The organism is Psychrosphaera haliotis (assembly GCF_039523615.1).
GTDB classification, from domain to species: domain Bacteria; phylum Pseudomonadota; class Gammaproteobacteria; order Enterobacterales; family Alteromonadaceae; genus Psychrosphaera; species Psychrosphaera haliotis.
The window spans coordinates 168,697-191,931 of the sequence record NZ_BAAAFQ010000005.1 but is presented as its reverse complement, the minus strand read 5'-3'; the positions used below and the strand labels follow the sequence as shown (position 1 = coordinate 191,931).

The 23,235-nt window shown below is 38.9% G+C and carries 23 protein-coding genes; 14 read left to right on the top strand and 9 right to left on the bottom strand.

Going from position 1 to position 23,235, the window contains the following annotated elements; translation table 11 throughout:
- Positions 1–87: 87 nt before the first annotated feature.
- The 7 genes from ABD009_RS07795 to ABD009_RS07765 all read left to right on the top strand — a co-directional run bounded on the left by ABD009_RS07795 (position 88) and on the right by ABD009_RS07765 (position 5,086).
- Entirely contained in the window at positions 88–693 is a 606-nt protein-coding gene (locus tag ABD009_RS07795; protein WP_155693761.1) for a TetR/AcrR family transcriptional regulator, read from the top strand.
- Positions 694–960: 267 nt separating this feature from the next.
- Positions 961–1,518, top strand: coding sequence for a carboxymuconolactone decarboxylase family protein (locus ABD009_RS07790; protein ID WP_155693763.1), 558 nt, complete (start codon positions 961–963; stop codon positions 1,516–1,518).
- A 283-nt stretch (positions 1,519–1,801) separates the two neighbouring features.
- Entirely contained in the window at positions 1,802–2,821 is a 1,020-nt protein-coding gene (locus ABD009_RS07785) for a zinc-binding alcohol dehydrogenase family protein (protein ID WP_343824244.1), read from the top strand.
- 157 nt (positions 2,822–2,978) lie between these two features.
- Positions 2,979–3,404 carry a hypothetical protein gene (locus tag ABD009_RS07780; protein ID WP_343824243.1) on the top strand — a complete coding sequence of 142 codons (426 nt, stop codon included), beginning with the start codon at positions 2,979–2,981 and terminating at the stop codon, positions 3,402–3,404.
- Positions 3,401–3,598 (top strand): helix-turn-helix transcriptional regulator, encoded by a 198-nt coding sequence (locus ABD009_RS07775; protein WP_343824242.1) that lies wholly within the window; start codon positions 3,401–3,403, stop codon positions 3,596–3,598. The genes ABD009_RS07780 and ABD009_RS07775 overlap by 4 nt, the downstream gene beginning before the upstream one ends.
- Positions 3,599–3,706: 108 nt before the next feature.
- The gene (locus tag ABD009_RS07770) at positions 3,707–4,333 is read left to right on the top strand and encodes a hypothetical protein (protein WP_155693770.1); all 627 of its coding nucleotides are present in this window, start codon (positions 3,707–3,709) and stop codon (positions 4,331–4,333) included.
- 15 nt (positions 4,334–4,348) lie between these two features.
- Positions 4,349–5,086, top strand: a complete 738-nt coding sequence (locus tag ABD009_RS07765; protein WP_343824239.1) for a DUF3307 domain-containing protein — start codon at positions 4,349–4,351, stop codon at positions 5,084–5,086.
- Here the strand turns inward: ABD009_RS07765 and ABD009_RS07760 are convergent.
- The 4 genes from ABD009_RS07760 to ABD009_RS07745 are packed head-to-tail and all read right to left on the bottom strand — an operon-like array spanning position 5,040 to position 9,241.
- Positions 5,040–6,116, bottom strand: a complete 1,077-nt coding sequence (locus tag ABD009_RS07760; RefSeq protein ID WP_343824237.1) for a hypothetical protein — start codon at positions 6,114–6,116, stop codon at positions 5,040–5,042. The genes ABD009_RS07765 and ABD009_RS07760 overlap by 47 nt on opposite strands.
- Positions 6,116–7,024 (bottom strand): prohibitin family protein, encoded by a 909-nt coding sequence (locus tag ABD009_RS07755; protein WP_343824235.1) that lies wholly within the window; start codon positions 7,022–7,024, stop codon positions 6,116–6,118. Before ABD009_RS07755 ends, ABD009_RS07760 begins: the two co-directional genes overlap by 1 nt.
- 22 nt (positions 7,025–7,046) lie before the next feature.
- A complete protein-coding gene (locus ABD009_RS07750) occupies positions 7,047–8,291 on the bottom strand; it encodes an ABC transporter permease (protein ID WP_343824233.1) in 1,245 nt (414 codons plus the stop codon).
- Positions 8,291–9,241: an ABC transporter ATP-binding protein gene (locus ABD009_RS07745; RefSeq protein ID WP_343824231.1), complete on the bottom strand. Its 951-nt coding sequence runs from the start codon at positions 9,239–9,241 to the stop codon at positions 8,291–8,293. The genes ABD009_RS07750 and ABD009_RS07745 overlap by 1 nt, the downstream gene beginning before the upstream one ends.
- A gap of 164 nt (positions 9,242–9,405) precedes the next feature.
- Between ABD009_RS07745 and ABD009_RS07740 the strand changes: the two genes are divergently transcribed.
- Together ABD009_RS07740 and ABD009_RS07735 are read left to right on the top strand one after the other, a co-directional pair.
- Positions 9,406–10,170, top strand: coding sequence for a transporter substrate-binding domain-containing protein (locus ABD009_RS07740; protein ID WP_343824229.1), 765 nt, complete (start codon positions 9,406–9,408; stop codon positions 10,168–10,170).
- A 107-nt stretch (positions 10,171–10,277) separates the two neighbouring features.
- Positions 10,278–12,095 (top strand): sensor domain-containing diguanylate cyclase, encoded by a 1,818-nt coding sequence (locus ABD009_RS07735; protein ID WP_343824227.1) that lies wholly within the window; start codon positions 10,278–10,280, stop codon positions 12,093–12,095.
- A gap of 53 nt (positions 12,096–12,148) precedes the next feature.
- On the opposite strand, the gene ABD009_RS07730 is transcribed toward ABD009_RS07735, so the two are convergent.
- Positions 12,149–12,805, bottom strand: a complete 657-nt coding sequence (locus tag ABD009_RS07730) for an NAD(P)H-dependent oxidoreductase (protein WP_155693786.1) — start codon at positions 12,803–12,805, stop codon at positions 12,149–12,151.
- A gap of 283 nt (positions 12,806–13,088) precedes the next feature.
- Here ABD009_RS07730 and ABD009_RS07725 point away from each other — a divergent pair, with 283 nt between their 5' ends.
- Entirely contained in the window at positions 13,089–14,693 is a 1,605-nt protein-coding gene (locus ABD009_RS07725; RefSeq protein ID WP_330997658.1) for an ABC-F family ATPase, read from the top strand.
- Between the two features lie 144 nt (positions 14,694–14,837).
- On the opposite strand, the gene ABD009_RS07720 is transcribed toward ABD009_RS07725, so the two are convergent.
- A complete protein-coding gene (locus ABD009_RS07720; protein ID WP_343824223.1) occupies positions 14,838–16,025 on the bottom strand; it encodes an MFS transporter in 1,188 nt (395 codons plus the stop codon).
- Positions 16,026–16,154: 129 nt separating this feature from the next.
- Between ABD009_RS07720 and ABD009_RS07715 the strand changes: the two genes are divergently transcribed.
- Positions 16,155–17,048, top strand: a complete 894-nt coding sequence (locus tag ABD009_RS07715) for a LysR substrate-binding domain-containing protein (RefSeq protein ID WP_343824221.1) — start codon at positions 16,155–16,157, stop codon at positions 17,046–17,048.
- Here ABD009_RS07715 and ABD009_RS07710 read toward each other — a convergent pair.
- Both ABD009_RS07710 and ABD009_RS07705 read right to left on the bottom strand, forming a co-directional pair.
- Complete coding sequence (locus ABD009_RS07710; RefSeq protein ID WP_343824219.1) at positions 17,045–18,376, bottom strand: MATE family efflux transporter; 1,332 nt, start codon at positions 18,374–18,376, stop codon at positions 17,045–17,047. The two genes, ABD009_RS07715 and ABD009_RS07710, sit on opposite strands and share 4 nt — an antisense overlap.
- Before the next feature lie 77 nt (positions 18,377–18,453).
- The gene (locus tag ABD009_RS07705; RefSeq protein ID WP_343824217.1) at positions 18,454–19,443 is read right to left on the bottom strand and encodes a zinc-dependent alcohol dehydrogenase family protein; all 990 of its coding nucleotides are present in this window, start codon (positions 19,441–19,443) and stop codon (positions 18,454–18,456) included.
- A 216-nt stretch (positions 19,444–19,659) separates the two neighbouring features.
- Here ABD009_RS07705 and ABD009_RS07700 point away from each other — a divergent pair, with 216 nt between their 5' ends.
- From ABD009_RS07700 to arsJ, 3 genes are all read left to right on the top strand, one after another.
- Positions 19,660–20,421 carry a metalloregulator ArsR/SmtB family transcription factor gene (locus ABD009_RS07700; protein WP_343824215.1) on the top strand — a complete coding sequence of 254 codons (762 nt, stop codon included), beginning with the start codon at positions 19,660–19,662 and terminating at the stop codon, positions 20,419–20,421.
- 140 nt (positions 20,422–20,561) lie between these two features.
- A complete protein-coding gene (locus ABD009_RS07695; RefSeq protein WP_343824214.1) occupies positions 20,562–21,572 on the top strand; it encodes an ArsJ-associated glyceraldehyde-3-phosphate dehydrogenase in 1,011 nt (336 codons plus the stop codon).
- A gap of 37 nt (positions 21,573–21,609) precedes the next feature.
- Positions 21,610–22,830: an organoarsenical effux MFS transporter ArsJ gene (arsJ, locus tag ABD009_RS07690; RefSeq protein WP_343824213.1), complete on the top strand. Its 1,221-nt coding sequence runs from the start codon at positions 21,610–21,612 to the stop codon at positions 22,828–22,830.
- On the opposite strand, the gene ABD009_RS07685 is transcribed toward arsJ, so the two are convergent.
- Positions 22,817–23,152, bottom strand: coding sequence for a zinc ribbon domain-containing protein YjdM (locus ABD009_RS07685; protein ID WP_343824211.1), 336 nt, complete (start codon positions 23,150–23,152; stop codon positions 22,817–22,819). The genes arsJ and ABD009_RS07685 overlap by 14 nt on opposite strands.
- Positions 23,153–23,235 lie beyond the last annotated feature (83 nt).

The following is a 23,235-nucleotide window of genomic DNA, read 5'->3' as shown; positions in this document are numbered from 1 at the left end:
GCATAACTTATTACCGATTTAAAGCACTTGAAGATTACGTACTGATAGGTACAATAAGCGCTTAATTAATCTATTTGTGAGAAGATAATGGCCAGCGGTAGAAAAAAAGCATTTAATGAGTCTCAAGCACTTGAAGCAGCAATGCATGTTTTTTGGAGCAAAGGTTATGTTGGCGCTTCTCTTTCTGCATTGACTGACAGTATGGGAATAAACAAACCAAGCATGTACAGTACATTTGGCAATAAAGAGGCTTTATTTATAAAGTCTACGAGCCATTATGTAGAATCACAAATGAAACCACACCTTCAACATTTATATCAAGCTAATGTGCCATTGCTTACGCGTATCAAAAACTACATGTTGTCGATTGTTTCTATGCAATTTAACGAAGAAAGCCCAAAAGGCTGCTACCTAGTTTTGTGTCAATCGGAATTAGCTGGGGGCGAAGTACCAGAAGCCGCTAGCGAACTTTTACAAGAGTTAGACGATTTACCTAAGGTGGTTATTGCCGACTTGTTAAATTCTGACTCGGAAGCTAAACAACTTGGCTTAGACACACGTTCTAATGAGATTGCACTTACTCTTTATACCGTTTTAAAAGGTTCTGCATCAATGGCTAGGTCTGGTATTGCTCAAGAGCAAATGCTGCCAGTAGTGGACAATGTTATTGCTGGTTTAGCCACTCGTCATTAGTATTTTTCCTGTTTATTGGTCCGCTTAAAAAGTTGGGAAATGATATTTTCTTTCCCTTCGCAAATTAAACTTACGTCACTCATTTCCTCATAGACTAAAACTATTAATGCCAGTTCATAACTAGCTCCACGTAGAATCGTAGAAATTCGCTTTAGTTGTTTTTATTTCGTTTATAAATCGATTTTAATATTAAGTCTTGACATAAAAATACCGATCGGTACAATTAATTACATACCAACCGGTACAAATAAATTCAAGGACACATACATGACAAAGTTAACTATACAATCTTTAGAGTCAGCCCCTTCAGAAAGCAAGCCTCTGTTACAAAAGTCAATTGACGCTTATGGCATGTTACCTAATTTACATGGCGTTTTAGCAAGTGCGCCAAGCGCGCTTGATGCTTATCAACAAATGCATGAATTATTTGTAAATACCTCATTTGACGCTGAAGAACTAACGGTTGTTTGGCAAGGTATTAACGTAGAGCACGGCTGTACATACTGTGTGCCGGCTCATACTGGTATTGCTCACTCTATGAAAGTAAGCCAAGAATTAATTGACGCTTTACGAAATGAACAACCGCTGCCGTCTGCTAAACTTCAAGCTTTATTAGACATGACACTAGAAATCGTTAGAGAGCGTGGCCGTGTTTCTGAAGAATCACTAAAAGCGTTTTATGATGCTGGTTATGGCGAGCGCCAAGTGCTAGAAATTATTTTAGGTGTTTCACAAAAAGTAATTAGTAACTACACAAACCATATTGCGAACACACCGGTTGATGCTCCTTTCCAACAATTTGCATGGGAAAAGAAAGCTAAGTAATCACTTAGTTAGTATCAATTTATAAGTACTTAAAAGGCGGGGTTATCCTCGCCTTTTGTTCATTTCCATTTTCACTTCTACTTCTACTTCCATAAATAAACAAACTAACAAACTAACAAACAACGCTATCAAACTATCTTCCATTTGTTATCAATCACCTTTCTTACCCTTGATTATCAATATTTTCTAAATAATGATTCAACGTTATATGCATTTTTATTATCTTCACTTACCGCTATGCTTAACTCACTTAATACAGCACTAACTTAAATTGGAATTTGGCATGAAAGCAATTGGTTATAAAGAATCGTTACCGGTAACTAACATTAACTCTTTAATTGATATTGAGTTACCAATCCCTGAAGCAACAGGTCATGATCTTTTGGTAAAAATAAAGGCCATTGCGGTTAATCCTGTCGATTTTAAAATACGCCAAGGTATGGCGCCTGAAAATGGTGAAACCAAAGTTATTGGTTGGGATGCAGTTGGTGAAGTTGTGTCTGTAGGTGAGCAAACAGAAAACTTTAAAGTTGGTGATGCTGTTTATTACGCAGGCGACTTAACTCGTTCTGGTAGTAATGCCGAATATCAACTTGTTGATGAACGTATTGTGGGTAAAAAGCCTTCTACCATATCAAATGCTGAAGCTGCGGCATTACCATTAACAACTATTACCGCTTGGGAATTACTATTTGAAAGACTTGAGATAAAGCAATCTCAAAGTACTAAAGGCTCTGATGAGGTTTTATTGATAGTTGGGGCGTCTGGTGGTGTTGGTTCAATTTTAGTTCAGCTTGCTAAAAAGTTAACGGGCGCAACGGTAATTGGCACAGCATCTAGAGAAAGCTCAGCGTCTTGGGTCAAATCTCTTGGCGCAGACCATGTAATTGACCACAGCAAACCTATGCCTGAACAAATAAAAGCGTTAGGTATTGAGGCCGTAACGCACGTTGCTAGTTTAACGCATACTGATTCGTACCTAGACAGTTACGTTGAGATTCTAGCACCTATGGGTAAGCTTGCCTTGATAGACGATCCTGAAAGCTTAGATGTTAGTAAACTAAAGCTTAAATCTATTTCATTGCACTGGGAGTTTATGTTCACTCGCTCAATGTTTAAAACACAAGACATGAACGTTCAGCATAAGTTACTAAACAAAGTAGCCAGTCTTATTGATCAAGGCATGATAAAAACCACGCTAGGAAAAAACTTAGGCATTATTAATGCGGAAAACCTTAGACAAGCCCATGCTGATTTGGAGTCAGGGAAATCTATCGGGAAGATAGTACTAGAAGGCTTTTAAAGCCTTCTAAAACCTAAACAACGTGCATTAGTAAAACAAAAAACGATTGTATCTTTAATTTAAAAGACAAGTTTACTTGACACAACAATGTGTGTCGTATAACTTTACTAAAAGTTAAGTAAACTTTACATTTTAATAAACCTAAAGGATATATATCATGAATAAATTTGAACAAGCATGTATAGACAAAGGACTCGTTCCAAAAGATATTAAGAATGCCAATATTACTAACGCCTGGGCATTAGCTTGGGCGCTAAGTTTGGCTGGAATTTCATACGCTGCTGACCTAAGTTGGTACGACTCCATCGCCATTATTCTCGCTGCATTTGCAATCCATCTTGCCATTGGCATAAAGCTTATCTTTGTGTTTAGAAACTTCATCAAACAAGCTGATGAACTTGAGCGAAAAATACAACTAGATGCATTGGCCTTTTCTGTTGGCGTTGTCATTGTGTCATTTTCGAGTTATTCAATTTTAGAAAAGTCCTTCCAAGTGCCTGAGCTGAGTCCTAGCATTATGCTCGTTATACTCAGTGTTGCGTATATGGTGGGTATTATTGTCGGTCGTAGGTTGGTCAGATGAACAATAAGTTAAAAGAGCTACGTACAGCATTGAAAATGACTCAAGCGGATTTGGCAACCGCATTAGAAGTATCGAGGCAAACCATTAATGCCATTGAAAAAGGCAAGTTTGATCCGAGTTTACCTTTGGCATTTAAGTTTTCTCGACTGTTTAAATTGCCAATTGAAGAGATATTTGATGACGAAGAAAATTAGAAAATGACACCCAAATGCAACCAAATTAAGTTGCTTACATCAAGGCAACTATATTTAATTGCCTTTTTATTTTCAAGCATATATGATTGCTCCAGAGGTGATTAAAATATGATTGCAGTGTTAACCGGTGATGTTATTCATTCTAGTAAAATGTCTAGCAAACAGTACTCTCAAACTATTGAAACGTTAAAGCAGCTGATTTTAGCTGAAAAACAAAAAAGTGAAGCTAGTGGCGACATATACAGAGGTGATGAGTTTCAACTACAATACTCCAAACCTGAATATGCATTGCAAAGCGCATTAATTTTTAAACTTAGTCTGCCCTGCACTCTTTCGTTAGCATATGGAAACTATGACCTTCTTAATGACTCACCAAGTACCTCTTCTGGTCCAGTTTACGTAGAGTCTGGAAAACGTTTAGACAGGGCTACTCGCGGTGATTTAATAGTAAACCTCTCATCAGATACCAGCGTATTTCAGAATGGCAGCAACCCTACAGCGCCCCTTCCTAATAGCTTATTACTATTAAATAACTTTTTAACACACACACTAAACAGCTTAACCAAGTCTCAATCAGAATTATTATTAACATATATTAAAAATGAATTTCCAGAACACAAGGTCCTTGCCGAGCTAACAGGAACAAGTCGTCAAAATATCAGTAACCGGTTGAGTAGCATGGGCGCACATTTAGTGAGAGACTATGTAAATTACATAAACCAATTATTGGCCTAGTTAAACGGATTTAAAATGGAATTAATCATATTATTGGTCGTCGCACACTTCATTGGCGACTTTTATTTACAACCAAAACAATGGGTTGATTGCCGTAATACCAATCATGCGCGTTCAAAGGGCTTGTATAAGCACATTGCGACACACTTTGTTTTAAGTATATTTGCAGCCTTGCTCAGCGACTTGCCTGTATTCACCATATTATTAGTGAGTCTCTCTATTGCCGTTACACACTTTTTAGCCGACCTTTGGAAGTCACACCAAGCACCAACATTAATGTCATTCCTAATCGATCAGCTTGTTCACATCATAGTTATTTTAGGCATTGCTTTTATTGTTTCTGACATCACTTTTGCGCAAATAAGCACTTCATTTAGTAACCTAATTACACTTAGCAATGCCATTTTCGTCACAGCTTATCTATTGGTTTGTAAGCCGGCTTCTGTGCTCATTAGTCTGGCATTACGCAAACATACTCAGCATTTGGCTGAAGAAGCTGGCGATAAAGGCTTACAAGCGGCAGGCGCATGGATAGGTTATCTAGAACGGTGTTTAACCATTTCATTTATTTTTATGGGTCAGTTTGCTGGGATCGCTTTTTTAGTGGCGGCTAAAACCATATTTCGTTTTGGTGATTTAACAAAAAACAATGACATGAAGCTAACTGAATACATGATGTTAGGTACGCTACTTAGCTATTCTATTGCTATTTTTGTAGGCTGGAACGCACTGTACCTAATGCGAGTTTTATAGAACGATCGACGCCATTTTTACTTGGCATAATCAATACCCCACCCTCAATAAATACCTTGTATAACGGAGCCAATGGTCGCGTAAAGTCGTTGACACCCGCAGACCATAATTGCTCGCCATTAAGCTTACTGTAAATGCTTATAGAGTCGCTCGTTTTTAAAATGATTAAATCACTAAAACCTTCAAATCCAACTGACTCCCAATTAACTTCTGGTGAAAGTTTTGACTGCCAAGTTACGCTGCCATTTTTGATTTTAGATAATACGCCCAAGGAGTTAGTCTGATATGTCGTTTTTCCGTCCAAAATCGCTTTTTGATATTGGTTTTTATAGGAAACGGTATAGAGCTCATTGTTATCGCCTAGCCATAGATTGCTAACCGCATAACCATGTAAAGATTTTGATAACGCATCGTCGTAAGACCAACATAACGTTTCATCTAAATGCATCGACGGAGAGTCACCTAAGGTGCATAATTTTATATCACGCAATCCATCATCTACTTTTGCTCTAAAAGACAATAAATACTGAGCATCATTACTAATTAAAAACTGAGTATGGCCATGGTAGTGGAATGTCATGTCGATAGGTTGTGGGAACAAAACCTGTTTTTCAGATACCTTATTATCGCCTCGTTTGTAAGTATAAAAAGTGCGTTGAGTTGATGATATTTCAGCAACCAATATGGCGCTTCCATTGTTAGAGAAAACAATATCTGTATAAAGACCAGAACCTTGCCAAATCACTTTTTCATTATCAATAATAGCAGCCTGAACCGCTTTGGGTATGTCCTTGCCATAACCGAATAATTCGTACCTAAGAAGCACTTTTGCGCTGCTTTCTGGGTGTGTGCGAATAGCCTCAGGCGCAAATGAAATCTGTGACAATAAGGTTGGAGATAGGGTTGATAGGCCTTTATCAAATTTTACATCTTGGTTAAAAGCCAGCAACATGTTGGAGTTTATAAAAATAAAAACAAGGGCCGCTAATGCAGCCCCTTGTTTTAATCGCCTTTTTAATAGAAAAGGCATTATTGTCCGTCTTTGTTTCTTAAATCCATAATTGGCATCGCGCCCTCGCCCATCATCGTTGAAGGTAATTTTCCGTCCCATGCTTGGGCTTCGGTCAACTTAACAATTAATGGGTTGTTTTTAAGTGCTTTTGCTTTCGCTTCAATGGCTTGTGCTTCGGCTTTACCTTTAAGTAAAATCGATTGAGCTTCCGCTTCTGCTACTTTTAATATGCCTTTTGCGCGGGCATCTGCCGTGTTAACTGCTCGTAAGGCTTCTAAGCGTTGGCGTTCAAGTTTATGCTCTTCCGCTGCGACTAAGTTCTTTTCTGTTTGTTTAATTTCAATCGAATTAATGTACTTAGTTGGCAATACAATGTTTTCAATTTGAATGTTATCAACAATAACTGGAAAACCTTCCATTTCAGCCGTTAAACGACGCTCAATACCTTGAATGGCCGTAGCTCGGTCTTGGATTAATTGCTCTGCTTCAAATTGTGGAATGGTATCTTTTGTCGCTGAACGAAAGCGAGGATCTAAAATACGTTGCTCAAACTGAGTTAAACCGCCATAGCGCTTAAACAAATCAAGCGCCGCTTCTTTGTTTACCGTCCAGTTGACTGACACTTCAATCGTCACTGGCATTTGCTCTTTAGTACTTGAAGCCATCTTTTCAGCGTTTTTACGCGTTCTAACTTCAATTAATTCAACGGTTTCAATAAATGGAATTTTAAAGTGTAGCCCTGGGTTTTCTTGATGTTTAGCTTCACCAAAGCGTTTTACAACCCCTACGTGTCCTTCAATAACAATAAAATAAGAGTTTAATATTGCTATTAAGGCTAATACCCCTGGTACAACTTTCTTGAATGAAAGTGATTTAAATAAGTTCTTTCCGCTTGTGCTTTTTTTTGTTGGATTAGTCATGTCCATTGTTACTTCCTTTTTTAACTAATTAACCTTTGTAGGTTGCTTTTAACATATCTTTTAATGTCGGCTCTTTGCCATACATATTCATGCCCATTTTGAAGACTCTTGCCGCCAGTATTCTAAAATAATAAAAACATACAAGGCTAAATATGAGCGACAATATAGGTTCCCAAACCGCTAGTTCTACCAGTGACATTCTTACCGGCATAACCGCAAATGATGTAATAGGCAGGTAACTTAAAAATACAGTAATAACGCTATTTGGAGCGTCTATTAAAAAGAACGTTAGTGCGACTGGAACTAGTGGCAAGATCATCAAGCCACTTTTACCACTGTGATTAGGATCGTCTATTGCCGATGCTATCGCCGCCATAAACGCCGCACATATTGAAAGTCCAGCGATTGCAAACGCAAATAACCAAGGTAAAAGTGACCAATTAATAATATTCAGGTCAAAAGACTGTTGTTTAATCACAACAGAGAAAAACAAAAACGATATGACAATTGAAAGTAGCGTGCCAACCATTGTTTTTACAGCAAATAGAATTTGCCCCAAAAGTTTCCCATCTATCCATGTTTGTGGCGTCATTGTTGCCATTAATTGCTCGGTAACTCTGTTTTGCTTTTCTCCGGTAATACTTACAAAAAGCTGACCAAATACGCCAAACACAGCAACAACCAATAAAAATAAAACACCATACGCCGTGATGGTTTGTGTTTTGTCTGCTTCATTTTTTAATAAGTCATCAAGAACTTTATGATCGATATTGATTGGCGTACTCAGAGCAACTTGCTGTTCGGTGGTTAAGTTAAGTTGGTCAAACTTTACAGCCTGTAATTCTGCATTAATAAGTGCTACCAGCTGATTTTGCCAATTCGACTTTTCAGTCGTGGTAATTGAAGCGTCAACACTCTGGAAGTCTTTTGACTCATCGCTTGGTTTATTCAATTCAAGCGTTGCATCAAACTTACCCTCTTCTGATAAGGCATCTAAAACCTCTTGCAGGTTGTCCACCTTTATAAATTGAAAAGCGCCAGCATTAGGCAAAGCTTTGTTCACTTCAAAGTGTTGGCTCGTTGCTACTTTATATACGTCGTCTAATTGTTGACTTTTATTGGCTACAAAATAAATGACTAAACAGGCGGCCAACATAATGAGCTTTCCGATAACTTCTTGCTTAAGCTTAAAAAAGTGCAAAAACTCCCATTTTGCCACTGTCCAGCTTTGCCTAAGGTCAAGGTTAAGGTTAAGTGAGTTATTTTTTTTCATTACGATTTTCCTTCATCAAGATCTGCACTATTACTCGATTCAGAGTTATGACTCGCAACAGCATTTAAATAAATTGTATGTAATGTTTGCGACTGGTTCTTTAGTTCAACCACGTTGCCAATTTCACTAAGTAGTGGCAACAACTCATTTAAGGTCTGATCTTTTTGCAGTGTGATAAGTAACTGATTAGCTTTGATTAGTTCTACTGTATATTGACTGTTTAAATTATCCAGCGGTCCTAAAGGTTGGTCGGGCGTGTAGCGAACATGAATCACAGCAGCTTGTTTTGCTAGTAATATATCTTCCAAATCACCGTAGATAACAGCTGAACCTTGGTTTAATAATAAAACCCTGTCAGCTAATTTCTCTACCATTGCCATTTGGTGTGCACTAAGAATTACGGTCATGCCTTGTTGTTTCAGCTCTGCTAAAAACTGTACAACTAGCTCTTGGTTAATTGGGTCTAAACCTGAAAATGGCTCATCAAGAATAACCCATTTTGGCTGATGCAAAACCGCACTAATAAGCTGAACTTTTTGCTGGTTACCTTTTGATAACGCTTTAAGTTGTTCATCTACACGGCTGGTTAAACTGAATTTATCTAACCAATAAGCGCAACGCTCTTCAAAGTCGCTTTTACTAACGCCCTGTAATGTTGCAAAAAACTCTAAATTTTGTTTTACGGTTTTTTCTGGATATAAACCTCTATCTTCGGGTAAATAGCCTAATAAATGAGAAGGGATTGATGTGTAACTTTCTGAGCTGTCGGATAACAAAATGGAACCACTGTCAGGTTGCGTAAACCCCACTAACATTTTTACTAGTGATGACTTTCCTGCTCCATTGGGGCCTAACAGCGCAAATATTTCACCTGGGCTCACATCAAATGACAAGCCATTAACGGCTGTAACGTTTTGATAGTGTTTTTCTAGAAGGTTTACTTTTAACATCAACGTCCCTGTTTAAATTTTAAATTGGCGATTATACTAAAGTCATATCGACAATATTTTAGTGCTCTAAAATAGCCAAATTAGTAATAAAATGCACTAAAAACCTATTTTTAAAATGTGTTAAAACGTTTCTAAAACATACGCATGAGACTAAAGGACTACATATGCTTCGTTTATTCTTGTTTCTTCCGTTAATGCTATTATCTAGTTTTTTAGCCAATCCTTTAATAGCAGCTGAAAATACCAAGTTGTTAGAACCTATGCGCAAACCAAGCGCACCATTTGTGTTGCATTGGGCTTTTATGGATTTTCCCCCACTGGTTTATTTAAATGAAGACGGTCAGGCGACTGGCGATCTAGTAACGTTAATGAATAAAGTCTCAATAGTGAGTGGCATAAAATATCAAGCTCATGAGTTCCCTAATCTACGAGCCATTTTCAATTTAAACCAAGACAGAAATAACTTCTCTATCGCGGTGAAAGAGTTAGTTACAGACAAAAACCAATTTGTTATTAGCGCTATGCCCGTTGCTACATTGCAACTTCAAGTTGAATGGAAAAATACAAGTTCTCCAATCAAATCAATAGCGGAACTAAAAAACAAAGATCTAATCTTACTAACTGGCTACACCTATGGCGGTTTAAAAGAAACCTTTTCATCATTGTCAAAGAAAGTAATTAATGTATCAAATCACCAAAGAGCTATCACCGCATTAGAAAAAGGAAGAGGTGAATATGCGTTAACCTACAAGGTAGCCAGTGACCATATAACAACCACCTCAGAAAAAAACAAATTTAATCATATTGTTATTGATGAACTTGACTTGTTTTTTATACTCAATAGTAATGTTAAAGACGCTAGAAATGTGATGAAAAAGCTTGAAGAAGCCTATTTATCAATTGCTAAAGAAGTAGGCTCGGCCTCATAAATGCGTTGAGTAAACAGAGCAAATCGTTTAAATTACCGCCTTTTTATTATTCTTGATTTTGTAACCTGATTTAACAGGACGTTGCGAAAGTTGTCATAAAGGTAAACATGAAGTATTTTCCCCAGAGTATTAAATTGCTCATTTTATTCCTATCTATAGTGCTAACAACTAGTTACGCCAATGCCTTCGCTTCAGGGGAAGCGGCATCGTCTATTATCAAAATTCCAGCTTACCAAAGTGGTACTCCTGGTAAGCTTATTCAATATTTTCAGGAACAAAACACCCGCTTAACTTTCCAGCAAGCGCAACAACACTTTTCTTCAACACAAGTGAAAACAGGCAGCAGTGACTCAATCGCGCTGGGAATAGGCGTAGACCCTGTTTGGCTGAAGTTTAAAGTTAACAATACACAAATCAACTCCATTAATTATCGTCTTTCGATAGAAACACCGTGGTTAGATTATGTGGACACATATTTACTACAAGATGGTCAACTACAACGACATATACCCGGTGGCGACGCTGTTCCCTTTGATGAAAGACCTATGCAATATCGCTTTTATGGTTTTGAACATGACTATAATCCAGGCATAACAGAGATTTTAATTCGAGTTGAATCTATTGGTCCAATGGCATTGCCGGTGCGATTCAGCGAAAGCCAGGCCGCAATTTCTCGGGATATCTCAACGGGTTACCAATATGGAATTTTATGGGGAATTATGGCTGCCCTTGGTTTATATAACCTAGTTTTGTTCTTCTTTGTTAAACAAAAAATTTACGGCTTGTACTCACTTTACCTCATTGGATTTGTACTAAATAGTTTATCTTATACTGGACATATTCACGCAGTTTACACGCCTGACTTTGGGCCTTATTGGCAAGACTGGGTGGATATCACATTAATGCTTACCTACAGCGTTGCTGGTTTGCACTTTGCTAGACAGCTTTTAGATACAAAACAATACGCTCCGCTTTTAGATAAAATTGTAACTCGAACAACAATAGTAATCCCGGCGGGCATGTTACTTGGTTTTATCTTTAACCAATTGGCTTTTTCCGTCATTTTAGCTTTTATCTTAAATAGCGGATTTGTGGTGCTTTTTGTTGCTATGGGTCTTTCAGCTTTAAAGACAGATAAACCATTTGCTGTTATCTTTCTTTTTTCATCGGTACTAGCAGCTATTTGTATCACGATTTCCACCCTTGCGGTTGGTGGATTTTTAGTACCCTACAATGATGTAACCTTTAAAGTAATTGAAGTAGGCGTGGCACTTGAAGCAATATTACTGGCCGTCATTCTTGCTCGCCAATTTAGAATGGCTCAACTTGATAAAATAATTGCAGAACGTTTTGCCCGCACTGACTCGTTAACGCAAGTTAATAATCGCCTTGGGTTTAATCAGGTGACATTGCCAATTTGGACCAATATTGTGCGAGAAAGTCGAGATGCATCAATTGTTCTCATTGATGTAGACGATTTCAAAAACATCAACGATAGCTTTGGTCACGCCTATGGTGATGAGGTTTTAGTATCTATCGCTAAATGTTTAAAAGAAACCGCTCGCAAAGGCGATGTTGTTGCTAGATGGGGTGGTGAAGAGTTTATTTTGTTTTTGCCGGAAACCACACAACATCAAGCGTTATTGCAGGCCGAACGCCTTAGAAAAGCATTACAAAATGTGAAACTGGAAATAAAGCAAATGCACTCGAACTTGACTGTCAGCGTAGGTGTTGCAGGATCAGAAGGCAATCAAGAGTCACCTGAAATAGGTAACCTAAATTTAGTTGCATTAACAACGGAAAAACTAATCAACTATGCCGACATTGCCCTTTATACAGCAAAGCACACAGGCAAAAACAAAGTATGTGGTTGGACTCAACAAAAAAGCCAAACATTGAGTGAACCACACACTTTACTAACATAACGATTAAAAAGTTTGTTTTAACATAACCAGTACTATTTCGTTATCAATGCTATTTAAAGCACAGTTAGTACTTTATCCATGTTTAATCGAGACTTAGGCAATGCAGCGTTATAATCTTCGTCTTTATGGTGATAACCAAATGCCAACGCAACTTCACAAATGTAACCGTCAAGCTCATCAGCAAATATCTCTCCCAACTTATCCTTATCTACCCCTTCCATTGGCGTAGAATCTATTCCTAGGCGTGCTAGCGTATGCATTGTATTACCCAACGCTAAATAAAGCTGGGCCTTTGTCCATTCTGCATTATTACCATTCTCGTCTGTATTTAAATCTACAAATGCAAACGCACCAAATGCTTGCTCACGCTCTTCTTTAGGTGTTCTTGCATCTTCAATACCTTTATCAACTACTGCGGCGTAATCATCGCGAGTATATTTTGGATTATAGGCAAAAAGAATAGTATGAGACGCCGCTTTTGCGTGCGGTTGGTTAAATTGGAACATATTTTCGTAAGAGTCATGTAAGCGCTGTTTCGCAGCGTCGCTTTCTATCACGATAAACTTCCAAGGCTGTGAATTAATTGACGATGGTGACAAGCGCATTGCCTCATAAAGTACAGCCAAATCTTCCGCCGATACTTTCATATCACTGTTATATCGTTTAGCCGTATATCTTTTTTCTAAATCACTAATAATTGGGTGTGTCATCACATTCTCCTTTAGAATTTACCGTAATAATAGGGATGGAAAAGTCAAAAACAATGAGGCTAATAACAGAAACACTATCAATTTTTTATTTATAATTGCTAATCATTACGCTTTTTACAAAATAAATCACACTTAAAACAATACGCTTACAAATTGAGCATTATTTAGCCTTAAACATCGACTTTAGAGTGATTACTCTGTATAGTGCGCGCCCTCTAGTTAGCATAACTGGCAAACAGACCAGTTTTGTGTTCTGAACGCCCATAACATCAGGACATTTCTAGTGATTACTACCGCAAATATCACCATGCAGTTTGGCGCTACGCCACTATTCGAAAACATTTCAGCACAATTTGGTCATGGCAACCGATATGGCTTAATCGGCGCAAATGGTTGCGGCAAGTCTACTTTCATGAAAATCCTTAGTGGTGCCCTTTCACCAACGTCAGGCAACGTTTCTATTACGCCTGGAAATAAACTCGGTGTGCTTAGTCAGGACCAGTTTGCATTTGAAGAGTACAGCGTAGTAGACGCCGTTATTATGGGCGATACTAAGCTTTGGGAAGTTAAAAAAGAACGCGATCGTATTTATTCATTGCCTGAAATGTCAGAAGAAGACGGTATGAAAGTAGCCGACTTGGAAACTGAATTTGCCGAAATGGATGGCTACACGGCAGAGTCGCGCGCTGGTGAGATCCTATTAGAAGCTGGTATTGCTGAAGAGTTTCACTTTGGTTTAATGAGTCAGGTTGCTCCTGGCTGGAAAGTTCGTGTGTTATTGGCACAGGCGCTGTTTTCAAATCCTGATATTTTATTGCTTGATGAACCTACCAACAACTTGGACATTCACTCAATCAACTGGCTTGCTGAAGTATTAAACGTACGTAAATGTACCATGATCATCATTTCGCATGACCGTCACTTTTTAAACTCTGTTTGTACTCATATGGCCGACATTGATTATGGTGAATTGCGCATTTACCCGGGCAATTACGAAGACTTTATTGCGGCTTCAAGCTTAATTCGCGAACAGCTACTTTCTGAAAATGATAAAAAGAGCGCTGAAATTGCAGAGTTAACAGCGTTTGTTGCTCGATTCGGGGCGAATGCATCAAAGGCTAAGCAAGCGAGCTCTCGTGCTAAAAAACTAGATAAAATTGAATTGTCTGAAGTTAAATCGTCGAGCCGACGCACCCCTTCTATTATGTTAAAACAAGACAAAAAGCTTCATCGCCAAGTGCTTATTTTAGAAGAGTTAGGCCATGGGTTTGACGAAGGTCCTTTATTCCAAAACGGTAACCTAATATTAGAAGCCGGCGCTAAACTGGCGGTTATTGGTGAAAACGGTGCTGGTAAAACCACCTTCCTAAGATGTTTAATGGAAGAGTTAAAATCGAATGAAGGTACCGTAAAGTGGTCTGAAAATGCCACTATTGGTTATTGCCCTCAGGACAGCACTACTGACTTTGACTGTGACTTAAGCTTATTTGATTGGTTAAGCCAATGGCGTACTAAAAAGCATGATGACCTACAGGTTCGTGCTATGTTGGGTCGTTTACTATTCACCGCTGATGACTTTGAAAAGAAAGTTAAGGTTTGTTCTGGTGGTGAAAAAAATCGTCTTTTATTTGGAAAACTAATGATGGCTGACTTAAACGTATTAATTATGGATGAGCCAACCAACCACTTAGATATGGAATCCATTGAAGCATTAAATAGCGCCCTTAAAGACTTTGACGGTACGCTTATTTTTGTTAGCCACGATACACAATTTGTATCTTCATTGGCGAGTCACGTTATTGAAATCAAAAACCAAGGCATGGACATCTTCCACGGCTCATACCGCGAGTATAAAGCTAGCCAAAGAATGAAAAGCAACGCCGCGTAAACGACACTTTGAATGTTGAATGTTGAATGTTGAATGTTGAATGTTGAATGTTGAAAAAAGGAGCTTAATTGAAAGCTCCTTTTTTTGTATTTAAATAATGGTTTTATTCATAAACGCAGCTCAAAAACCATTTAACACATAGGCCTACGCAGATTTATTAATGTTTAACTGTTTTTGCTTATTATCCAAAGAACCACTCAAACGAGTTAGCGCAATTGCGACAATAACAATTAGTCCGCCAACCCAAGGTGTGTCCATCATTGTGTATTCTTCAACTATGATACCACCGCCAAATGCGCCTAATGCAATGCCTACGTTAAATGCTGCAATGTTCAAACCTGAAGCCACATCGACTGAATCAGGCGTGTACTTTTCTGCTAGATTTACAACATAAATTTGTAGTCCTGGTACGTTGCCAAACGCAAAGCCGCCCCAGATTAAAATAGTGATAACAGCAGCAACCGGGTGCACAGCGGTAACACTAAAGGTGATTAATACTGCTGCTAAACCAGCAAAAATTATAGTTAATGCCTTTATTGGCCCTAGCCTATCTGCCAGTTTTCCGCCCCAAATATTACCAATCGCAACCGATACACCGTAAACCAAAAGAATAACGCCTATTGCGTTGTCACCAAAGCCCGAGACTGATTTAAGAATTGGTGCTAGGTAAGTAAAGGCAACAAACGTTCCGCCATAACCAATAGCAGTAATGGCATAAACCAATAATAACCTTGGGTGAGCCAACACTTTAAATTGTTTCATAACACTAACCGGTTTCGATTGCGGCAAGTCTTTAGGAACTAACAGAGCACTTCCAACTAACGCGATAAGGCCCAGTACAGATACGGTCAAAAATGTAGCTTCCCACCCCCAATATTGACCTATGTAAGTGCCTAAAGGGACACCTGTGACTAGGGCCACAGTTAAACCAGTAAACATAATGGCAATTGCACTTGCGCCTTTATCTTTTGGCACGAGCCCTGTTGCGATGGTGGAGCCAATTGAGAAAAATACACCGTGTGCAAGTCCAGTTAAGACCCTAGCGATTATTAACGCTTCAAAGGTCGGCGCTTGCCAAGCAACTAAATTCCCTAGTACAAACAGCGCCATAACTGACAACAATACGGTTTTTCTATTCCATCGCCCTGTTAACGCGGTTAATACTGGAGCTCCAATTGCAACTCCTAGCGCATATAGGCTGACCAACAACCCTGCCGACGGGATAGTAATATTAAGATCTTCCGCCATTATTGGTAACAAGCCAACAATAACAAATTCGGTGGTTCCAATTGCAAAGGCGCTTAGCGCCAACGCGAGCAAAGCTAGTGGCATTATTCTCTCCAGATACATAAGTTAGTTATTATGCAAAATACATAATTTATTAAGGCGCACATTATTGCTTGCTATTTATTTGTAATAAACGGCACAATTAGCAAATTACTTTTGTAAAAAATGACAACAATGAAATTAAAAACCAGATCCGATGATTTAGAAGTCTTACTTGCCGTTGCTGAATTTGGTGGGTTCTCCGCTGCAGCTGATGCCCTTGATATGCAAGTGGCACGAGTATCTCGTTCCGTTAGTAAAGTAGAGGCTCAATTGGGCGCTGCTATCTTTATAAGAACGACTCGACAAGTTCGATTAACGGATGACGGTAAAGCGTTTGTTGAATCTGTTAAAAAAGGCTTAGAGCAAATCCAAGTGGCTGAAAGCTCTATTACTCAAGTTGGCGAATTACCTAAGGGAAAACTAAGAGTTGATGCTGCAAGTCCGTTTTTACTTCATCAAATTGTCCCTTTGATTAACGGCTTCAAAAACGCCTTTCCAGATATTGAACTTGAACTAACCTCAAGCGAGGAGTTTGTTGATCTCATTGAAAAACGAACAGACATTGCGATTCGAATAGGGAAATTAGAAGACTCATCATTAAAGGCCAGAATACTAGGAAAAAGTCCTTTATGTATAGTCGCAAGTCCGCAGTATTTATCTCAAAACAAGGCGATATCAAAACCTAGCGATCTTAACGTTCATCAGACAATTGGGTTTTCGAATATAAAGCAGTTGAACAAATGGCCATTAAAAGGCTTACCGACTTACATTCCGTCTACTGCGGCAAGTAGCGGAGAAACGATTAGGCAATTGGCTTTATCAGGAAATGGTATTGCTTGTTTGTCTTCGTTTATGATTGAAGACGATATAAAACAGGGGCGCTTGGTTAAATTACTACAAACTTACGTTCAATCCACCAGCCTAGATAGAGAGCTTATTAATGCCGTATATTATCCATCCTCCTCTATTTCGAAACGTATTAATGCGTTTATTGATTATATTAAACCACGGTTAAAACTAACCTAGGCATTGGAGCCAGCAAAGTAACTCGATTGTTTTTTGAATTGCTTCATAAAAATAACCCAACCGGCAAAGCCAGACAAAAGGTTACCAATCGCTGAGCCTATAAATAACCCAGTTAAACCAAACAATTCAGCGCCAAACCATACAACCGGAAGATAACAAACAAATAGACGCACAATTGACGTTATTAAGGCTGAAGTCGGAGCACCCATCGCATTGCTGGCAGAGACACAAATCATACATACACCTAAGGCTCCATAACTTAGCGGCACAAGCCACAAGTATTGAGATAACGTGTTTGCTACTGCGCCATCTGACGTTAAGAGTGCTGCTAATGGCATAGAAATAACCGCTAACAAAAGAGCAATAAGCAACTGCAATAAAATCACTGCCTTGATGGAGATTTCTACTAGTTGGCGGATTTTATTATAGTCGCGTTGACCTCGCATCACTCCTATCATTGGCGGTAGCGCCATAGTTAATGCCAAAATCACAATAATTGCCAAATATTCAATTCGGTTTGCAAGACCCCACGCACCAACGGCAATATCTCCAAACGATGCGATAATAATTGTCACTACAATAGCTGCGACAGGAGGAATAAACTGACCAACCATAGCAGGAATGGTAAACCGAATAATGGCCTTTGTGCCTTGAAGAAACTGTTTTGTATCTTTTATTAATGTTAATAAACGTTCATTTAGAATTGCTTGGAAAATAATAAAACAGCCCACTAGAAATGCCACGCATGTCGCCCACGCCGCGCCAGCCAACCCCATTTCAAAGGTAAAAATAAATAAAGGATCTAGGACCACATTTAACACGCTCGTGATCACCATTACTTTTCCTGGCACTCTGGTTTCGCCATGAGATCGACAAATGCTATAACCAAAATAAAGGATCGCGCCTAACCAACAGCTCAACAACCATGGAAACCAATATTCGTTCAAGAGAGGAAATAGTTCTGGTTCCGCGCCTAAACCAATAGCGATAGGCTCTTGAAAAAGCCATAAACCAATACAAAGCAATGTTATGACAATAGTGCCAATTAATAGAATAATGCTGCCTAGACTTTTTGCATAAGCTCGATTACTTGAACCTAAGGCGTTAGAGATAGACGCAGTAGCTGCAATGCCTAAACCAACTTGAATACCAATCACCACTTGATAAATAGGAATTGAGTAACCTAAAACGGCTAAAGGCTGCGCCCCTAATTGTCCAACAAAGGCACTATCAATAAGTTGGCTGCCCATTATGGCCAATAGTCCAACCAGCAAGGGCATTGTTTGTCGGTACAAGGTGAGGAGTTGTGGAGTTTTATAGAAATACATGAATAACCCCCCACTAAATTCTAAATTCTAAAGAAAAAGAGCCCCGAAAGGCTCTTACAGTATAGAAGCGATAAAAATTATATCGAAACGACAACTTTACCAATCGCTTTACCACTTGCTAAACGATCGTGTGCTTTACCAGCATCAGCCAGCTCAAAGTGCTGCTCATCTAGCACAGGTGTTAATTTACCTGCATCTACAATTTCAGCTAGTTTCGCTAAAACTTCACCGTGCACTTCACGTTTGTGATTATGCAACATAGGAATCAACATAAATACAACGTTTAAAGACAAGCCTTTAAAGTGAACCGTAGTTAAATCAAGCTCCACTAATGAAACTGTAGTAGATACTTGCGCATTTAAGGCTGCGGCATCAAAAGAGTTCTGTAGGTTTGGTCCACCAATAGTGTCGTATACCACATCAAAACCAGCACCAGCTGTATGTTTTGCAACATAATCTTCAACTGACTCGTTAATGTAATTAATTGGCGTACCACCAAGTTTAGTTATCAACGCAGCTTGAGTATCGTCGCCACCAGTGGCATATACTTCACTGCCAAAATACTTAGCCAGTTGAACAGCTAAATGTCCTACGCCGCCAGCACCGCCATGAACTAATACTTTTTGACCTTCGGTAACACCAGCTCGTACTAATCCTTCATAAGCAGTAATGCCCACTAATGGAATAGCCGCAGCTTCACGCATAGTTAAAGACTTAGGTTTGTGCGCGATCAATTTAGCATCTGCCAACATAAATTCAGCTAACGCACCTTGTAAATCTGCTAGTCCGCCAGCACAACCATACACTTCGTCACCAACGTTAAAGTTAGTTACACCTTCACCAACTGATTCAACAACACCAGCAAAGTCCATACCTAATACCGCAGGAAGTTGCGGAGCCAAAGGACCTAATTCTGTTCCCATCTGGCGTATCATCATATCAACCGTATTTACGCTTGTTGCTGCTACTTTAACAACAACGTGTCCGGCTTTAACTTCTGGTTTTGCTAATTCAGCCGCTTCGAATAATTCTGTTCCGCCAAATTCTTTTATTATCATTGTTTTCATTTCAAGTTCCTCGTTTGGAGTTAATGAAATGAGTATATGCACCTAGTGTAAATTTGATAATACTCAATATTAAACAATTAGTATCAACAGATTATTGATAATGGTTAAACGGCAATTTAATAACAGACAATTTTTAGCCTAAATAACAAAAATAGCCTTGCCAACTCAATATAACAAAATTAATATATAACAAAATTGTTATATATTAAGGTTGTTATGAAAGTTTTATTCCTATGTACAGAAAATTCAGCACGTTCAATTATGGCTGAAGCGTTGCTTAAGCATCATGGCAAAGGCGAATACGATGTGTACAGTGCGGGCACTAGTCCTGCGGGAATAAACACTCAGGCACGCCAAGCCCTCGAACATTTTGGGTTAAGTATTAACGGGTTATTTTCTAAAAACGTCAGTGAGTTTGCTGGCGAACATTTTGACTATGTCATTACACTTTGTGAAAAAGCGGGAAAAGAATGCAATATAGAAGTGACGGGCGATCATAATTTAGCTTGGGACTTCCCTGAACCTCGAACAAGAAAAGATAATAATCCTTACGAAAAAACGCTACAAGAACTCAATTCGCGACTAAAAATGTTTTTACTGATCCAAGAAAAGCAAAAACCTGCGCCAATTACCCCTACTCTCTTTTATAAATCTTTAGCAGATGACATTCGATTAAAAACCTTGGTCCTCATTGCCGTCGAAAAAGAGTTATGTGTATGTGAGTTAATGGCTGCGTTAAAAGAAGAGAGTCAGCCAAAGGTTTCGCGTCACTTAGCGCAGCTAAAAAAAGCAGGAATATTGTCCAGTCGAAAGCACCAACAGTGGGTTTACTACTCTGTTAATCCTGACCTGCCCCACTGGATGCAAAATGTCATTAAAATAACCATTGTTAATGAGCCTCATTTTATTGATGAAGAACTTGCTCAGCTTAATGCAATGGGTGACAGACCAACACGGGTTGAAACGTGCTGTGCCTAAAGCTAGGTACTTAAAGCTAAGTACATAAAGTAAATAAAATTAAGTACTTAATCTTAAATTATTTTTTTAATTAGCCTTTTTAAGAAATGGCTATAAACACAATTATATAAACTATCAGTGAACAAATATTGGAGATAAATATGGCTATAAAAGTAGGTATTAATGGCTTTGGTCGTATGGGCCGCTTAACACTTCGCGCCGCTTTTGGTTGGCAAGACATTGAAGTTATTCACATAAATGATCCTGCAGGTAATGCGGAAACGCTCGCTCACTTATTAAAATATGACTCGGTTCATGGTATTTGGCCAAACGAAGTAACCGCTAGTGACGGCGTTATCAAAATTGATGACCACGTTATTAACGTCACTCAAAATAAGGCCATCTCAGATACAGATTGGTCTAAATGTGATTTAGTTATTGAAGCTTCTGGCAAAATGAAGACTAAAGCCCTACTACAAAGCTATTTTGACCAAGGTGTTAAAAAAGTTGTTGTGACGGCTCCGGTAAAGGAAGACGGTGTGTTAAATGTTGTGATTGGTGTTAACGACCACCTATATTCAAGTGAAGAGTTTGATATCGTTACAGCTGCTTCGTGCACCACAAACTGTCTAGCACCTGTAGTGAAAGTATTGCAAGACAAGATTGGTATCAAACATGGCTCTATGACGACAATTCATGACATCACAAATACCCAAACTATTTTAGACGCGCCGCACAAAGACCTACGTAGAGCAAGAGCATGTGGCATGAGTTTAATCCCAACAACCACTGGCTCGGCAACCGCTATTACTCATATTTTCCCTGAATTAAAAGGTAAATTAAATGGTCATGCCGTACGAGTTCCTTTAGCAAATGCTTCAATTACCGACTGTGTATTTGAAGTGCAGCGTGAAACCACCAGCGAAGAAATTAATGGTTGGATGAAAGAGGCTGCTGAAGGCGATTTAAAAGGTATCTTAGGTTATGAAGAAAAGCCGCTAGTGTCGATTGATTACAAAACTGACCCTCGTTCAAGCATTGTTGATGCACTGTCCACTATGGTTGTGAACGGTACACAAGTTAAAATTTATACTTGGTATGACAACGAATGGGGTTACGCAAACCGAACGGCAGAACTCGCGTTAAAAGTCGCTCGTTCTATCAACAAATAAACGATAGTTATAAACCCTAACGCAGAGATAGAAGTTAATGCAACGACTAGCTAATCTACCTTCAGAAATAAAACAGTACCTAGTAGTAACAGGTAATTACTGGGCATTTACGCTAACCGACGGCGCATTAAGAATGCTCGTGGTTTTGTACTTTCATCAGTTAGGTTATACACCACTGAGTATTGCCATGCTGTTTTTGTTTTATGAAGTGTTTGGCGTTGTTACTAATTTAGTCGGTGGCTGGATTGGGGCAAGGCTTGGCTTAAACAAAACCATGAATATTGGTTTAGCGCTGCAAGTTGTTGCATTGCTGATGCTCGCGGTTCCTAGTGGCTGGCTAACGGTTGCCTATGTAATGGTAGCCCAGGCACTTTCGGGCATAGCTAAAGATCTTAATAAAATGAGCGCCAAAAGCTCTATAAAAACCCTCGTTGCACAGGGCCAAGAAGATACCCTATTTAAATGGGTTGCTATTTTAACCGGCTCCAAAAATGCGTTAAAAGGAATTGGCTTTTTCTTAGGTGGTGTATTGCTGACCTTACTTGGCTTTAAAGGCGCTATGATATTTATGGCGTCAATATTGGCATTGGTTTGGGTATTCAGCATGATAGTGCTTAAAAAGGATTTGGGTAAAGCCAAAACAAAACCTAAATTCACCGACATTTTTTCTAAAAGCCAATCTATCAATATTCTCTCTGCTGCACGCCTGTTTTTATTTGGTGCGCGAGACGTTTGGTTTGTTGTTGCCCTGCCTGTTTTCCTATCGCAAATATTCAACTGGGATCACTGGCAGGTTGGTGGCTTTCTTGCGTTGTGGGTTATTGGATATGGCATAGTGCAATCGTTTGCGCCTAAATTAATAAAAACAAACGAGCCAATGTCACCTTCGCAACAAACGGTAAAGTGGGTATCACTTTTGGCTATTACACCTTTGGTTATTGCGCTCTCGCTGCACTTTAACTGGTACGTTGAAGTATTTGTCATTGTTGGTTTGATGGTATTTGGGGTTCTATTTGCCATTAACTCTTCGTTACATAGCTATCTTATTGTGAGCATGGCCGATGCTGATGGCGTCTCTTTAGACGTGGGGTTTTATTACATGGCAAACGCATTAGGGCGATTATTAGGCACAATTTTATCTGGTTATATTTACCAGCAATATGGCCTTGAGTATTGCCTAATCATTTCATTCGTTTTTATTACGCTTACAACACTAATATCAATGAAATTACCAAACGACGTAGCTAAGCCCGCTTAACAAACTTTGCTGTCACCATCATTTCCCCAATGCCATCAACTTTACAATCAAGTTGGTGGTCTTTACCTTCCACAATTCGGCGAATCATTGCTTTAGTGCCTACTTTTATCACTTGGGAACTGCCTTTTATTTTTAAGTCTTTCGCCACCGTTACTTTGTCACCTTCATTTAGTAACGTGCCATTAGCGTCTTTTACTATTATCTTTTCTTCGGCTTCTAACTCAACCGGGTTCCATTCGTAACTACATTCAGGACACACAAGGTGTTGCTGGTCTTGATATACAAATTCAGACTTACAGCTTGGACAAGGAGGGAGCGACATTTTGTTCCTTTTTAAATTTTGATTTTAGTTTTGGTTTTGGTTTTGGTTTTGCCTAGGTTTAAACTTAAATTCTAAAGGTTGGT